We start from the raw sequence: 15,410 nt of genomic DNA, 5'->3' as shown, positions 1-15,410 counted from the left end.
GACTAAACGCTCCAATCCGATGCGAACTGGTCCAGCTCGTCCTGCGAGACCAGGGGGACGTCCCACTCGTCGCCTGCTGCCGGATCCGTCCGTCCGGTGTCGTCGGTGACCTTCGTGGCCGCCGCCGCGATGCCGCGCACGGTGCGGTGCGCGAACACGTCCTGGGGGGTGAGGCCGAGCCCCGCGGCCCGCGCCTTGCTGACCAACTGGATGGAGACGATGCTGTCGCCGCCCTGCTTGAAGAAGTCGTCGTCGGCGCCGACCCTGGGCAGCCCGAGGACCTCGGCGAAGATCCGCGCGACGGTCTCCTCCTCGGGCGTGGCGGGCTGGGCCTGGGAGGTGGAGGCCGCCAGGTCGGGGGCGGGCAGGGCCCGCTGGTCGAGCTTGCCGTTCGGGGTGACCGGCAGCGCGTCCAGCACGACCAGCGCGGCGGGCACCATGTAGTCGGGCAGGCGCGCGGCGAGCGCGTCGCGCAGCGCGGTGACCAGGGCGCCGTCCTTGCGGCCCGCGAGCGGGTCGTTGGCGTACCGCTCGGGTGCCGTGCCCGGCAGGTACAGGTCCCGGTAGGCGGGCAGCGGTTCGTCAGCGCCGGTGTCCGGCACGAACACGGCGTCGAGGCGGCCGTCGGCGACGTCGGGCGTCCAGGTGACCAGGGCCCGGTAGCCGCTGCGGGAGCCGGCCTCGGTCAGGGCGGTGACGTCCACGCCGTCGGGCACCTGCACGCCGTCGATCTCGGCGACCGCCGCCAGGTCGGGGGCGAGCCGGCCGTTGGGGACGCCGGTGACGCGGACCGCGGCGGGGCGCTCCTCGCGCAGCCGGGCGGCGATGCCGTCCAGGCCGCCGGTCTCCTCCCAGTACACGACGGGCACGTCGGCGAGGGAGACCGCGGCGCCGGGCCGCTTGTGCAGCACCACGTCGTAGCGGTAGCGGCTCAGCTCGTTGTCGTACGTGGCCTGCTTGATCCGGACGTCGGCGCCGCCGAAGCCGTCCAGGACGTCGGCGAGGGTGTCGAACAGGCCCGGGTCGACGAGGAGTTCGATCTCCCGCTCGACCGCCCGGTCCACCGCGAAGCGCGCGGCGGCGGGGCTGTCGCCGGGGTTCTCGACGCGGTGCACGCCGGCCCGCATGCAGCGCAGCAGCCGCAGGTCGCGGATGTCGCCGAGGAAGACCGCGCCGGTGTCGCCGAGCAGGCTGAACGCCTTGGCGATGACGTCGGTGAGGTAGTCGACGCTCGGGAAGTACTGCGCAACGGAGTTGATGACGACCGTGTCGAACGTCCCGGCGGGCACCCCGTCGAGTAGGTGCGCGGGGCTCGCGGTGAACCGGGTCCGGTCGGCGAGCACCGGGTCGGCGGCGGTCTGCCGGCGCAGCGTCTCGATGACCGTGCCGGACAGGTCGGTGCCCCAGTACAGGTCCACGTGGGGCGCGACCGGCGCCATGATCAGGCCGGCGCCGACGCCGATCTCCAGGACCTTGCGCGGCCGGAGTTCCATGATCCGCTCGACGGTGGCGGCGCGCCAGGCGCGCATGTCCTCCTCGGGCAGCACGGAGCCGTCGTAACTGCTGTGCCAGCCCGCGAAGTTCTCGCCGAGCGGCGGGCCGTCCTGCTCGGTGGCGCCGTACACCTCGTCGTTGATGACCTGCCACTTGTCGACCTGGTCGGTCTCCAGGCCGACGTCGCGGCCCTCGCCGTCGGCCTGGGCGGGCACGACGTAGCCGACGAGCTTGCGGTCGCCGGGCCGGTCCTCGCGGATGACGACGGCGGCCGAGGCGACCTCCGGGCGGTCGGTGAGGACGCCGGCGATCTCGTCGAGTTCCACGCGGAAGCCGCGCAGCTTGACCTGGTCGTCGGCGCGGCCGACGAACTCCAGCTGCCCGTCGGGGCGTCGGCGCACGACGTCGCCGGTGCGGTACATCCGCTCCCCCGGCGCGCCGAACGGCGCGGCGACGAAGCGCTCGGCGGTCAGTCCGGGCCGGCCCAGGTAGCCCCGGGCGAGGCCGGTGCCGGCCACGTACAGCTCGCCGGCCACACCGACCGGGACCGGGCTGAGCCGGGCGTCCAGGACGTAGACCCGCATGTTGGAGATGGGGGTGCCGATGGGCGGGACGGCCGCGCCGGAGAGCGGCTCGCTCATCGTGGCGCACACGGTGGTCTCGGTCGGGCCGTAGGCGTTGATCATGCGACGGTCGCGGGACCACGTCCCGGCCAGCTCCGCCGGGCACGCCTCGCCGGCGACCGTGAGCACCAGGCCGGCCGGCACCGCGGCCGGGTCGAGGCCGGTCAGCGCGACGGGCGCGATGGTGGCGTGGGTGACGCGGTGTTCGGTGAGGAACGCGGCCAGCGCGTCGCCGAGCAGCAGGCCGGCCTCGACCGGCAGCACCAGGGCGGCGCCGCGCAGCAGCGCGATGCAGGTCTCGGAGACCGCGGCGTCGAAGCTCGGCGTCGCGTACTGCATGACGCGGCTGTCGGGTTCGATGGCGAACCGCTCGATCTGCGCGTCGGCCAGGTTGCCGATGCCCCGGTGGGTGACGACGACGCCCTTGGGGCGGCCCGTCGAACCGGAGGTGTAGATGATGTAGGCGGCGTGGTCGACGCAGGCGGGCCGCAGCCGGTCGGCGTCGGTCAGCGGCCCGGCGGGCAGCGCGGCGATCCGGGCCGCGGACTCGGCGTCGTCGACGACGACGCGTGGCGTGTCCGGCAGCACCTCCCGCGCCATGTCCGCCACGGCGGCGCAGGTCAGCAGCAGGGCGGGCGCGCAGTCCTCGGCCATGAAGGCGACCCGCTCGTGCGGATAGCTCGGGTCGACCGGGACGAACGCGGCGCCCGCGGTGACCACGGCGAGCTCCGCGACGACCAGGTCCACGGACTTCGGCAGGACCAGCAGCACCCGGTCCTCGGCGCCGATGCCCCGCGCGACGAGGTCCCGGGCCAGCCGGTTGACCCGCGCGTCGAGTTCGGCGTACGTCAGCTCCTCGGCGCCGGCGACGAGGGCGACGGCGTCGGGGGTGCGGGCGGCCTGCTCCGCGAACATCTCGGGCAGCGTGCCGGTGCGGACGGCGCGCGCGGTGTCGTTCCAGTCGGTGAGGACGCGGCGGCGCTCGTCGGCGTCGAGGGCGTCCAGCTCGCTCAGGCGGCTGCCGGGCCGGCCGGTGGCCGCGTCGAGCATCCGGACCAGGCGGCTGATGAGCAGTTCGACGGTGGAGCGGTCGTACAGGTCGGTCGCGTATTCGACGGCGCACACCATGTGGTCGTCGGTGTCGCCCTCGCCGCGCACCTCGCGGAAGTCGAAGAGGAGGTCCAGCTTGGCGGTGTGGGTGATGGCCGGCTCGATCCAGGCGTCGAGTCCGGGCAGGTCCAGGACGGGCGTCTCGTTGTTCTGGAAGCCGAGGCCGATCTGGATGAGCGGGTGCCGGCCGGCCGACCGCTCCGGGTTGACCGCCTCGACGAGCCGCTCGAACGGCAGGTCCTGGTTGGCGAACGCGGCGAGGCCGTCCGCGCGGGCCTTGCCGAGCAGGTCGGCGAACTCGGGGTCGCCGCTGAGGTCGGTGCGCATCACGAGGGTGTTGACGAGGAAGCCGACCAGGTCGTCGAGGGCCTCGTCGGTGCGGCCCGCGATGGAGATGCCGAGCGGCACGTCGTCGCCGGCGCCGAGCTTGCTGAGCAGCGCGGCGAGCGCGGTCTGCACGACCATGAACGGGCTGACGTCGTACTCGCGGGAGCAGCGCAGCAGTTGGCGGTAGACGTGCGGCGGCAGTTCGAAGCGCAGGGTCTCGCCCCGGTAGGAGGCGACGGCCGGCCGGGGCCGGTCCGGCGGCAGGGTGACCTCCTCGGGCAGCCCGGCGAGGTACTGCTTCCAGTGGGCGAGCTGGCCGGAGATCGCCGAGTTCGGGTCGTCCTCGTCGCCGAGGATCTCCCGCTGCCACAGCGTGTAGTCCGCGTACTGCACCGGCAGCGGCCGCCAGTCGGGCGCCTTGCCCTGGGCGCGCGCGGTGTACGCGGTCTGCAGGTCGCGGGTGAGCGGCACCAGGGACCAGCCGTCGCCGGCGATGTGGTGCACGGGCATGAGCAGCGCGTGGTCGTCCTCGGCGACGCTGTACAGGTGGGCGCGCACGGGCGCCTCGGTGGCCAGGTCGAAGCCGATGCCGGCGCGTTCGGCCATGGCGTCGGCGAGGTCCGCGGCGGCGATCTCGGTGACGCCCATGACGGGCGTCGCCTCCTCGGGCGTGAGGACGTGCTGGCGCGGGGTGCCGTCGCGGTCGGGGAAGACGGTGCGCAGGCTCTCGTGCCGGGTGATGACGTCGCCGATGGCGGCCTGCAGCGCCTCCCGGTCGAGGGAGCCCTTCAGCCGTACGACGAGCGGGATGTTGTACGTGCCCGCGCCGCCGTCGATCTTGTCGACGAACCACAGCCGCAGCTGGGCGAAGGACAGCGGGATCTCCTCCGGCTTGTCCATCACGGTCAGCGGGCGCCGGGCCTGGGGCACGTTGCCGGTGCCGGCGAGCCAGGCGATCAGCCCGGCGGGGGTGGGCGCCTCGAAGACGGTGCGGATGGCCAGTTCGACGCCGAAGGCCGCGCGGATGCGGCTGACGAGCCGGGTCGCGAGCAGGGAGTGGCCGCCCAGGTCGAAGAAGTTGTCGTCCATGGAGACGGACGGCAGGCCGAGGATCTCCGCGAACAGGCCGCAGAAGATCTCCTCTTCGGGGGTGCGCGGGGCCCGGCCGCCGGTTCCCGCCGCGAGGTCGGGGGCGGGCAGGGCGCGGGTGTCGAGCTTGCCGTTGGTGGTCAGCGGCAGCGCGTCGAGCTCCACGAACCAGGACGGCACCATGTGGTCGGGCAGTTCGGCGGCGGCGTGCTTGCGCAGCTCGGCCGCGTCCGGGACGCGGGCGCCGACGACGTACGCCACGATGCGCTTGTCGCCGGGGGTGTCCTCGCGGACGGTGACGGCGGCCTGCCGGACGTCGGGGTGGCGCAGCACCGCGGACTCGATCTCGCCGAGTTCGATGCGGTAGCCGCGGATCTTGACCTGGAAGTCGGAGCGGCCGAGGTACTCCAGTTCGGCCGAGCCGTCGATGGGCCAGCGGACCACGTCGCCGGAGCGGTACATGCGCTGTCCGGCCGGGCCGAACGGGTCGGCGACGAACCGGGTGGAGGTGAGGTCGGGGCGGCCGAGGTAGCCGTCGGCGCAGCCGGGTCCGGAGACGTACAGCTCGCCGGGGACGCCGGGCGGGACGGGGCGCAGCGCGGAGTCGAGGACGTACAGGCGCAGGTCGTCGATGCCGAGGCCGATCATGCTGCCGCTGCCGGCGGTGGCGTCGGCGGCGGTCAGCATCCGCTCGGTGGTGTGCACCGTGGTCTCGGTGATGCCGTACATGTTGACCAGGCGCGGTGCGTCCTCGGCGTGCCGCTCGTACCACTGGGCGAGCCGGCCGAACTCCAGGGCCTCGCCGCCGAAGATCACGAACCGCAGGGCGAGCCGGTCGCCGGTCGCGGGGTCGTCCTGGTCGGCCTGGATGAGCTGGTAGAAGGCGGACGGCGTCTGGTTGAGGACGGTGACGCGCTCGTCGGCGAGGCACTTGAGGAACTCGTGCGGGGAGCGGCTGACGTCGTAGGGGGTGACGACGAGGCCGCCGCCGGTGAGCAGCGCGCCGAAGATCTCCCACACGGAGAAGTCGAAGGCGTACGAGTGGAACAGCGCCCACACGTCGTCGGGTCCGAAGCCGCTCCACTTCTCGGTGCGGTCCAGGAGCCGGATGACGTTCTGGTGGGCGACGACGACGCCCTTGGGGCGGCCGGTGGAGCCGGAGGTGTAGATGACGTAGGCGGCCTGGTCGGGCAGCGGGGCGCCGCCGCGCTCGTCGTCGGTGACGGGTGTGGCGGGCAGGGCGGCGAGGGCGGCCGCGGTGTCGGGGTCGTCGAGGACGACGGAGGCGACGTCGCCGCGGGGGCGGGCGAGGATGTCGGAGTTCGCGGTGACCATCGCGCTGGGCGCGGCGTCGCCGAGGATGTAGGCGACGCGGTCGGCGGGCGAGTCCGGGTCGATCGGCAGGTAGGCGGCGCCGGCCTTGAGGGCGCCGAGGACGGCGACGGGCAGGTCGACGGTGCGGCGCATGGCGAGCGCGACGAGGTCGCCGCGCTTCACGCCGCGCGCGATCAGCAGCCGGGCCAGGCGGTTGGAGCGCTCGTCCAGTTCCCGGTAGGTCAGGGTGCGGCGGTCGCCGGGCAGGGGCGAGATCACCGCGGTGCGGTCGGGGTGGGCGGCGGCCGTGGCGGCGAACCGCCGGGTGATCGTGGACCGTTCGCCCTGCGGGGGTTCGGCGGCGACGCCGCCCCACTGGTCCACGAGCCGGGTGCGCGTCTCGTCGTCCACCACGTCGAGGGCGCCGATGGGGCGGTCCGGGTCGGCGGCGAGTTCGCCGAGCAGCCGGGTGACGAAGGCGTGGTGCATCTCGGCGGCGCCGGAGCCGTACACGTCCGGGTTGGCCGACAGGTCGAGGCGGAAGCCGCCGTCCGGCTCGCCGACCACGATGAGGGAGAAGTCGTCGTCGTGACCGGCCGTCAGCGGGTGCAGGGTGGCGGCGAGTCCGGCGAAGGTGACCGGCGCGGAGACGACGTGCAGGTTGACGCGCGGGCCGAGGAGGCGGCCGTCGGAGCCCAGCAGCTTCAGGTCGCGGCGCAGGTCCTCGTAGCGGTAGCGCTTGTGCTTGGACGTCTCGCGCATGCGGCGGTGGGCGTGCCGGATGAGTTCGCCCGCGGTCATGTCGGGGCGGACGTTCAGGCGGACGCCGATCACGTTGGAGACCATGCCGGGCACGGTGCGGCCGGCGGCGCTGGAGCGGGCGGCGACGGACAGCGCGATGACGACGTCGGTGCTGCCGGTGACGCGGCTGGTGTACGCGGCGAGGGCGGCCAGGACGGCGGCGGGCCAGCCGACGCCGACGGTGCGGGCGGCGTCGCGGACGGCCGCGCCGGTCTCGGGGGACACGTGCCGGCTGCCGCGCACCTGGCGGTGGGGCAGCGCGGTGGGCCGGTCGCCGAGGCTGCCGACGGCCGGGGTGTCGGCGAACTCCTTGGTCCAGAAGGCCCGGTCGGCCTCGAACTGGGCGGACTGCCGGTAGGCGTTCTCGTCGTCGATCAGGTCGCGCAGCGGGGGCAGCGGCTCACCGGTGCTCTCCTCGCCGGCGACGAGCCGGGTGTAGATCTCCGCGACGCGGGAGGCAACGAGGTTGGCGCCGAAGGCGTCCATCACCACGTGGTGGTAGCGGTAGTAGAACAGGGTGCGGTCGTCGGCGACCTTGATGAGCGCGAACCGGTACAGAGGCCCTTCGAGCACGTCGACGGGGGTGTCGGCGTCGGCCCACATCCAGGCGTCGGCCTCGGCCTGCGGGTCGTCGGCGGCGGAGAAGTCGAGGACGTGGAGCGGCTGCGTGTCCCAGTCGCCGACCGGCTCGACGGTCTGCACCGGGCCGGTGCCGTCGTCGGTGAACCGGGCGCGCAGGGCCTCGGTCTCGGTGACGACCTGGCGCATGGCGGACACGAACAGCGGCTGGTCGACTGCTCCCGCGATGTCCAGGTAGAGGGCGGCGTGGAAGGTCGCGTTGGGGCCGCTCAGGCTCTGTGCGTACCAGATTCCGGCCTGGCCGGCGGTCAGTGGCAGAACCGTGGCTGACGAGTCAGACATCTGTCCTCTGTTTTCTTCGGGCCAGGCCGATCCGGGGTTCGGTCAGGGCATGAATGGCCGGCACAGCGGCTTAGCTCAACTGGGGTTCAGCGACTGGTGTTCGACGTACTGGCTCAACGGATACACGACCCGATAAACGTTGTCGCGGGCCGGTGCATTTTCCGGAAACCCCGCTCATCCAAGAGAATTCAGGTTCTTCGAATCGACTCGTCTGCAGCTAGCGGCAAGCAGCTCCGTCCATTGCGGGCCGGTACCTAGGATCGGCCCGCAGGAAATGACCTCGTACAGATAAAGGGGTAACGTCATGACGGACGCTGTGGACAAGGTGGCGACGTGCCCCGTCGCCCCTCGCGGCTGGCCCAACCCGCTGCTGCCCGAGTACGACCAACTGCCGGAGGGTCGCCCGCTGACGCAGGTGACCATGCCGTCCGGCAGCAAGGCGTGGCTGGTCGCGCAGCACGACCACATCCAGCGTCTGCTGGCCGACAACCGCTTCAGCGTCGAGCCGCACCCGACGTTCCCCATCCGGTTCCCGGCGCCGCAGGAACTGCTCGACATGATCGCGCGGGACGCCAAGAACCTGCTGGTGACGATGGACCCGCCGCGTCACACCCGGGTCCGTCAGATGGCGCTGCCGGACTTCACCATCAAGGCCACCGAGAAGCTCAAGCCGCGCATGCAGGAGCTGATCGACTACTACCTGGACAAGATGGAGGCCGAGGGCGCGCCCGCCGACCTCGTCCAGGCGCTGGCGCTGCCCTTCCCCGCCCAGGTCATCTGTGAGCTGGCCGGCATCCCCGAGGGCGACCGGGAGATCTTCACCCGGAACGCGGCCATCATGGTGGGCACCCGCCACTCGTACACGATGGACCAGAAGCTCGCCGCCAACGAAGAGCTGATGAAGTACTTCGCGGTGCTGGTCACCGAGAAGCAGAACAACCCGACCGACGACATGCTCGGCAACTTCATCACGCGTGCGGGCAAGACGGACGAGTTCGACCACCACGGTCTGACTCTGATGACGAAGATGCTGCTCCTCGCGGGCTACGAGTTCATCGTGAACCGCATCGCGCTCGGCATCCAGGCGCTGGTGGAGAACCCGGACCAGCTCGCGGAGCTGCGCGCCGACATGCCGGGCCTGATGCCCAAGACCGTGGACGAGGTGCTGCGTTACTACAGCCTCGTCGACGAGATCATCGCCCGTGTCGCCCTGGAGGACGTCGAGATCGACGGCGTCACCATCAAGGCGGGCGAGGGCATCCTGGTCCTCAAGGGCCTCGCCGACCGCGACCCGTCGAAGTACGAGAACCCGGACGTCTTCGACATCCACCGCGACGCCCGCGACCACCTCGCGTTCGGCTACGGCGTCCACCAGTGCCTCGGCCAGCACGTGGCGCGCGCGATGCTGGAGCTGTGTCTGACCAGCCTGGTCGAGCGCTTCCCGAACCTGCACCTGGTCGAGAGCGACGAGCCGATCGAGCTCATCGACGGCCTGCCCCCGGTGCACAAGCTGAACATCGGCTGGTGAGCGGCATGAAGCTGATCGCCGAACGGGACCGCTGCATCGGGGCGGGGCTGTGCACGCTGCACGCCCCGACGGTCTTCGACCAGGAGGACGACGGTCTGGTCGTGCTCCTGGACGAGACGCCGTCCGGCCCGGCCGCGGACGACGCCCGCAAGGTCGTCGAGTACCTGTGCCCGTCGAAGGCCATCCGGATGATCGACGGCTAGCCCGACCCCGTCCCCCGGGCCGCGGGTCCGGCATCCCCTTCCCGGGGGTGCCGGACCCGCGGCCGTTGAGGGCCCGTACGGCGCCCTCGCACCTCGCACCTCGCAGCTCGCGCCTCGCACCGAACCGCGCACCGACCGACCGGAGTGGACAGCCCACATGACCCAGCTCAGCGGATGGAAAGTACTCAACCCCGGCGGCCAGGGCGGCGACCTGGTGCTCGCCGTCGACTTCGCCACCACGGGGCGGTCCGACTCGGACTTCTCCGACCTCGCCAAGGCTCTCGACCCGGCGTTCGCCCTGTGGGAGACCCGGCAGCCGCCGGGCGCCACCGGCCGTCCGGCCGAGGACTACCTCGCGCTGTGGGACGGCGAGGCCGCGAGCAGCGGCCGTACCGTGCGGGCCGTGCTCGGCTACTGCGCGGGCAGCGTGTTCGCCGGTGAGCTCGCCGCGCGGATCGCCGCCCGGCAGGGCGAGGCGCCCCGCCTCGTGCTGTTCGAGCCCGAGGTGCCCGCCCCGGCCGGTCTGTACCGGGACTTCGCCGCCATGATGAACCAGTTCGCCTCGGTGCTGACGCCCGACGAGGTGACCGCCGCCCAGCAGGAGGCCGACGCGGCACGCGCGGACGCCGGTAACTTCGCCGCCTACGGCGACGTGCTGGTCCGGATCTTCATGGAGCGGGCCGGCGCGGCCTTCGAGCGGGAGGAGCTGGACACCGAGCTGCTGGACGAGTTCGTAGCCGTGTTCCGGTCCTACGTCTCCTATCTGAACGCCGCCCGGCAGATCGACCCGTCCGTCGCCTGGCGCGCCGGCACCGCCATCAGCTCCCGGACGCCCTCCGAGGGCGCGGCGCTGGCCGGGCGGAACGTCGACGTCGACGTCGAGCACGCCGAGATGCTGCGCGACGGCCGGGTCGCCGAGGTGGTCAGCGGGATCATCGGCGCGTACGTGACGTCCTGACCTCACGCGCACACAGGTCCGGCCCCCGCCGGGAGGTGGGCGGGGGCCGGGGCTGGGGAGGTTCCTGGGGTGGTGTCAGACGGTGACGGCCATCGTGCGGTCGACCTGCGCGCGGGGCCGGCTGGAGCCGATGAGGGCGCCGACCGTCATCACGCACCGGTCGCCGTCCCAGGTCCGGCCCGACACGAAGACGTTGTCGGCCATCAGCCGGTCGATCCGGGACTCGTGCCGCAGCACGGCACCGGGACGCACCTCGCCGAAGAACCGGCAGTCGCGGAAGGCCGCGGCCACGCGCACGCCCTCGGCGGCGGCGCCGGAGGACAGCCACAGCAGCACGGAGGCCTGGCCGAAGGACTCCAGCATCAGGGACCTCGGATACATGTAGCGCGACAGCGGCAGCCCGTCGTCAAGGCCCTGGTAGCAGGGCTCGGAGCCGGACACCGCCTTGGCCACGGTGATGGCGCGGCCGGGGTCGAGGGACTCCACCCGGTCCACCAGGAGCATCGGATGACGCACCGGCAGCAGGTCCAGGATGCCGGTGTAGTCGGGCCCGGTTCCTCCGGCGGGCCCGACCGCACCGGCCGGCTCGGGGGCACGTTCACCGGCGGACGGGCCGGACGGCTCCCGGTGCGCCTCCTCGGCGGACGGGCCCGCGGCGAGCACCGCGTCCCGGTCGCCGAGCGTCACCTTCACCGCCGCGACGCGCGTGCCGTCCTGCCGGGTGCCGTCGGCGGTCACCTTCCAGCGGCCCGGGCCGTCGGGGGCCGCGGTGACGTCCAGGCGGATCTCGTCACCGCCCTGCATCGGCGCCAGCCAGCGCCCGGAGCGGACCTCCAGCAGGTTCAGCGGCTCGTCGGCGCCGACCAGGGAGGTGACCGCCTGCCGCAGCCCCTCCAGGACGAACACGGCAGGCAGCAGCGTGAGCCCGGGGAAGTGCCCGGCCATGTACGGGTCTTCGGGGTCGACGGTCTTGAACAGCGCGAAACGCAGCTCGGGACCGTCGGCGCCCGCCTCGATCCGGTCCACCGCCCGCAGCGGCGCCGCGAACGTGCGCGGACCGGACGCGGGAACCCCGCCCGGGGTCACGGAGGCGGCGCCGGTCATACGAACCACACCTGGTCGTACTCGGGCCAGCGCAGCGCCAGTTCGGCGGAGTCGAGGCACACGGTCCCCGGCACGAGCTGCTCCGGCGAGAAGCCGAGGGCCGTCACCGCGGCCCGGTCCACGAAGACGGTGAAGTCCTCGGCGAGCAGGTCGCGCACGGAGCCGCGGTAGTCGGGCAGCGTGTCGAGCTCCATCGTGCCGAGCCGCACCGACGGCCGGTACACGTCCTCCTCGACGGCCATCGTGACCGCCGCGCCGCGCAGCGCGACGTCCACCCGCTCGAACTGGTCGTGCAGGTCGAGCAGTCCGTACAGGGCGTGGAAGAACTGCGCCTCGACCGCGCCCCGGTAGGCGCGGTCCAGGACGCACAGCACAGGCGGGCCCTGCCGGGTGCGGGCGGTGGTGGTCATCAGGCCCCTCCGAGGTAAAGGGTCTGCCGGGCGCCGGCGATGGTCGCCGCGAGCCGCAGCGGGGAGCGGTGCCGGACCTGCGGGACGTGGTGGACGGCGCCGCGCTCTTCGGTGCACGCGGTGCAGCCGATCCAGGCGAAGCGGCCCCCGGCGTCGGTGATCATCCGCTGGACGATCGCCGACGGGGACGGGTAATGGCCCTGCGGGTCACGCGTGTTGGGCAGCTTGGTGTCCCCGAAGGTGTCCTGGGTCAGCATCGTGGCGTAGCCGCACGCCCAGATGCGCACCGAGCCGCCCCGGTCGAGCGTCGCCTGGGACAGGCGCAGCGCCGAGGTGACGACGTCGCTGGAGTGCGGGGCGGCCGTCAGGATCAGCAGCAGGTCCCACATGCGGCGTTCCATGCCGGCCATCAGTGCCACACCCCCCGGCAGTCGTCCTCGGCGAGCGCGGCGGCGACGACGTCCATGCCGACGATCTTGGCGTGCGGGGACAGCGTGGTGGCGGACAGCGCGCGCTGCGCCGCCGAGAAGTCGTCGACGAGGATCTCGGCGCCGGCCGCGGCCAGCCGCTCGATCTCGGCGGACGCGGTGCCCACGGCGGTCAGCACGCCGTCCTCCACGAGGAAGACCCGCACGTGGTGGCCGGCCTCGGCGAGCACCGCGGCGTCCAGGAGAAAGGTGCCCGCGTTGGGCCCCGCCCAGTTCCCCTTGCTCTCGATCATGAGGTAGGAGAGGCGGGGCGTGGTGCCGCGGGTGGCCGGCGCGGTCATCAACCGCCCAGCTTCCGGCTCAGCAGGTCGAGGATGTCGGGGAAGCGGCGGACCGTGCCCAGCTCCTCCTCGGGGATCTTGATCCCGAAGCGCTGCTCCAGGGTGACCGCGAGCTCCAGGGCCACGACGGAGTCGACGCCCAGTTCCTCGATGAGGAGGATGTCGTCGGTCAGCGTCGACTCCTCGACATCCAGCGTGTCCGCCACCAGCTCCCGAAGCTCCGACACATCCAGCGTGGTTTCGGCACTCACCGGAATTCCCTTTCCTCGGGCCAATTCACGCGATGTGTTTCGAGGCGCTCGGAGACGCTCGTTCTTCGAGCCCCGGAAATCGCGTGAAAACTCTTGAGCTCACATGAAACTTCTGAGCCTCGGCGATGCTAGGTCAGCGTTCCGGACGTGACGAGGCGCCGGGCTGATTGCTGCAGGTACTTGCAAGGGTCGCGGGGCCCGTTCTTTCGTGAATGCATCCTGAAAGGCGTCGGCCATTGTGCCGCGCGTCGGTAAAGAGCGAACAGCGAGGTGCACAGGTGACGGTGGTGGTCACGGGGCTGGGCGCGGTGAGCTGCTTCGGCAGCGGAACCGACGCCCTGTGGGAGGGGCTGCTGCGCGCCGACCGGCGCCCGGAGCCCGCGCCGGAGATGTGCGGCCTGCCGACCCGGCCGCATCTGTACGCGGTGTCCGGCGACGCCGACCCGGCGGGCGCCGACGGCACGCCGCCCGGGCGGACCAGCGCGCTGGTGACGGCCGCGGTCGCGGAGGCCGTGGCGGAGGCGGGACTGAGCCGCGACGACCTGTTCGACGCCGGGCTGAGCGTGGGCACCTCGCTGGGCGACATCGACCTTGCCGAGCGCCCCGGCGCCGGGGACCCGCGCCCCGCCACCCATCACGTCGCCGCCTCGGTCGCGGCGCGGTTCGGCATCGGCGGACCCGGCCAGACCCTTTCCACCGCCTGCTCCGCGGGCGCCTACGCCGTCGGCTGGGCCGTCGAGCTGATCGAGACGGGCCAGGCCGACGTCGTCGTCGCGTGCGGCGGAGACGCCTTCTCGCGCGTCGCCGTCGGCACGCTCCAGCGGTTCGGGCTGCTGGACGGCGAGTGCTGCCGGCCCTTCGACACCGACCGCGCGGGCATGGTCACCGGTGAGGGAGCCGCCGCCCTGGTGCTGGAGTCCGCCGACTCCGCCCGGCGGCGCGGCAGGCCCGCGCTGGCCGAACTCGCCGGGCAGGGCTGGACCTGCGACGCCCACCACCCGATGGCCCCGGAGCCGTCCGGTGAGCAGCTGCGCCGGTCGGCGGCCCAGGCCCTGGCCGGCGCCGCCGAGGCGCCGGGCGCCGCCGTGCTGCACCGGGCCGGCGTGGCGGGCAACGACGCCGTGGAGGCCACCGCGATCGGCGCGGCCGTGACCGCCGCCTGCGGGGACGGCGGCGCGGTCCCCGGCTACGCGCCGAAGGCGGTCACCGGCCACACGGCGGGCGCGGCCGGGGTGTTCGGCTGCGTGATCGCCACACTCATCCTGCGCCACGGTCTCGTGCCGCCCAACGCCCATGTCGCCACCCTCGACCCCGACTGCCCGCTGACGGTCCCGCTGCACGCCCCCGTGCCGCTGGCCCGTCCTTCGGTGCTGGTCAGCGGCACGGGCTTCGGCGGGAACAACGCGGTGCTCGCCTGGCGGGCCGCCGCATGACGATCCTGATCACGGCGGCCGCCGCCGTCACCGAGGAGCCCGTGCCCACCGCGGCCGACGCCCCGCACTGGTTCGACCCGGCCGCCCATCTGGGCCGGCGCGGCTGGAAGTACTTCAGCCCGGCCACCCGGTACCTGCTGGCAGCCGGCAACCAGGCGCTCGGCCGACGGCACGACGACCCGCCGCTGGCCGGTGCGGAAGCCGAGCGGTTCGGCGTGGTCACCGGCACGCAGTACGCGATCACCCGCGTGCACCGGCGGATGGACGCCGTGCTGACCACCGACGGCGTGCACGGCATCAGCCCCGCCGAGGTGCCGGGCTTCTCGATGAACACGCCGGGCAGCCAGCTCGCCATCAGCACCGGGGCCCGCGCGTTCTCGGTGACGCTGACCAACCCGGTGACGGCCGGTCTGGAGGCCGTGCAGTTCGCGGTGACCGCGCTGCGCACCGGCCGCGCCGACCGGGTGGTGGCCGCCGCGACCGACCAGGCGCCGCGGGACCACGGCGCCGCCGGGGAGTACGACGCCGCCGCGGCGCTCGTCCTGCGCGCGGCCGACAGCGCGAACGGCAACGTGAACGGCAGCGCGGCCGAGGGCCCGGGCGAGGGCCCGGCCGACGGCCCCGGCCCGCTCGCCGTGGTCACCGGGGCGCTGTCCCGCTTCCTCGCGCCGGGCCCCGACGGCGTGCCCGACCCGGCCGCGCTCGCCGCGACCGGGACGCGGGTCGCCGCGCTGGCCCGCGGCGCGGACACCGTACGGCTGGTGGTCGGCGGACCGGCCGCCGCCGTGCCGCTCGCGGCAGCGGTCGGCGACATCGTCGCGAAGGCCCTCGCCGACGCCGGGGTCGCGGTGCGCAACTCGGCCGCCGAGATCCGGGAGGCGCGGCACTGCGCGGTGTCGGGAGTGCTCGACCTCGTCGGCGCGGCCCGCGCGGGCGGACCCGCACTGGTGATATCCGTATCGGAAACCGGGCATCTCACCGCAATAGGCCTGGGAGAGCCCGTTGGGCGGGAATTCATCTGAGTGCCGGGTATTCGCAGCGATACCCGGAGCACTTTGACCGGCCGAGCGACGCC

Annotated in this window: 11 protein-coding genes; 5 read left to right on the top strand and 6 right to left on the bottom strand. The window is 73.2% G+C overall.

The genetic code is table 11. The annotated features are described in order from the left end of the window. Positions 1 to 2: 2 nt before the first annotated feature. A complete protein-coding gene (locus ACZ7D7_RS24940; RefSeq protein WP_470827080.1) occupies positions 3 to 7,679 on the bottom strand; it encodes an amino acid adenylation domain-containing protein in 7,677 nt (2,558 codons plus the stop codon). 304 nt (positions 7,680 to 7,983) lie between these two features. Between ACZ7D7_RS24940 and ACZ7D7_RS24935 the strand changes: the two genes are divergently transcribed. The 3 genes from ACZ7D7_RS24935 (at position 7,984) to ACZ7D7_RS24925 (ending at position 10,368) form a co-directional block, all read left to right on the top strand. Next, positions 7,984 to 9,207: a cytochrome P450 gene (locus ACZ7D7_RS24935; RefSeq protein WP_470827079.1), complete on the top strand. Its 1,224-nt coding sequence runs from the start codon at positions 7,984 to 7,986 to the stop codon at positions 9,205 to 9,207. Positions 9,208 to 9,212: 5 nt separating this feature from the next. Further along, positions 9,213 to 9,410 carry a ferredoxin gene (locus ACZ7D7_RS24930; RefSeq protein ID WP_470827290.1) on the top strand — a complete coding sequence of 66 codons (198 nt, stop codon included), beginning with the start codon at positions 9,213 to 9,215 and terminating at the stop codon, positions 9,408 to 9,410. A 157-nt stretch (positions 9,411 to 9,567) separates the two neighbouring features. Continuing rightward, the gene (locus ACZ7D7_RS24925) at positions 9,568 to 10,368 is read left to right on the top strand and encodes a hypothetical protein (RefSeq protein ID WP_470827078.1); all 801 of its coding nucleotides are present in this window, start codon (positions 9,568 to 9,570) and stop codon (positions 10,366 to 10,368) included. A 75-nt stretch (positions 10,369 to 10,443) separates the two neighbouring features. On the opposite strand, the gene ACZ7D7_RS24920 is transcribed toward ACZ7D7_RS24925, so the two are convergent. The 5 genes from ACZ7D7_RS24920 to ACZ7D7_RS24900 are packed head-to-tail and all read right to left on the bottom strand — an operon-like array spanning position 10,444 to position 12,902. Next, on the bottom strand, positions 10,444 to 11,472 hold the full coding sequence (locus ACZ7D7_RS24920) for an ApeI family dehydratase (protein WP_470827077.1): 1,029 nt from the start codon (positions 11,470 to 11,472) through the stop codon (positions 10,444 to 10,446). Then, positions 11,469 to 11,882: a hypothetical protein gene (locus ACZ7D7_RS24915; RefSeq protein WP_470827076.1), complete on the bottom strand. Its 414-nt coding sequence runs from the start codon at positions 11,880 to 11,882 to the stop codon at positions 11,469 to 11,471. Before ACZ7D7_RS24915 ends, ACZ7D7_RS24920 begins: the two co-directional genes overlap by 4 nt. Further along, positions 11,882 to 12,292 carry a hypothetical protein gene (locus tag ACZ7D7_RS24910; RefSeq protein ID WP_470827075.1) on the bottom strand — a complete coding sequence of 137 codons (411 nt, stop codon included), beginning with the start codon at positions 12,290 to 12,292 and terminating at the stop codon, positions 11,882 to 11,884. The genes ACZ7D7_RS24915 and ACZ7D7_RS24910 overlap by 1 nt, the downstream gene beginning before the upstream one ends. Beyond that, complete coding sequence (locus ACZ7D7_RS24905) at positions 12,292 to 12,651, bottom strand: DsrE family protein (RefSeq protein ID WP_470827074.1); 360 nt, start codon at positions 12,649 to 12,651, stop codon at positions 12,292 to 12,294. The genes ACZ7D7_RS24910 and ACZ7D7_RS24905 overlap by 1 nt, the downstream gene beginning before the upstream one ends. Next, a complete protein-coding gene (locus ACZ7D7_RS24900) occupies positions 12,651 to 12,902 on the bottom strand; it encodes an acyl carrier protein (RefSeq protein WP_470827073.1) in 252 nt (83 codons plus the stop codon). Before ACZ7D7_RS24900 ends, ACZ7D7_RS24905 begins: the two co-directional genes overlap by 1 nt. Positions 12,903 to 13,180: 278 nt before the next feature. Between ACZ7D7_RS24900 and ACZ7D7_RS24895 the strand changes: the two genes are divergently transcribed. Next, a complete protein-coding gene (locus ACZ7D7_RS24895) occupies positions 13,181 to 14,335 on the top strand; it encodes a beta-ketoacyl-[acyl-carrier-protein] synthase family protein (RefSeq protein ID WP_470827072.1) in 1,155 nt (384 codons plus the stop codon). Beyond that, on the top strand, positions 14,332 to 15,357 hold the full coding sequence (locus ACZ7D7_RS24890) for a beta-ketoacyl synthase N-terminal-like domain-containing protein (protein ID WP_470827071.1): 1,026 nt from the start codon (positions 14,332 to 14,334) through the stop codon (positions 15,355 to 15,357). Before ACZ7D7_RS24895 ends, ACZ7D7_RS24890 begins: the two co-directional genes overlap by 4 nt. The last annotated feature ends 53 nt before the right edge of the window (positions 15,358 to 15,410 follow it).

This window comes from Streptomyces sp. NPDC037054 (assembly GCF_055606745.1).
The sequence above is the reverse complement of the archived record's forward strand: the minus strand, read 5'-3'. Positions and strand labels throughout refer to the sequence as shown.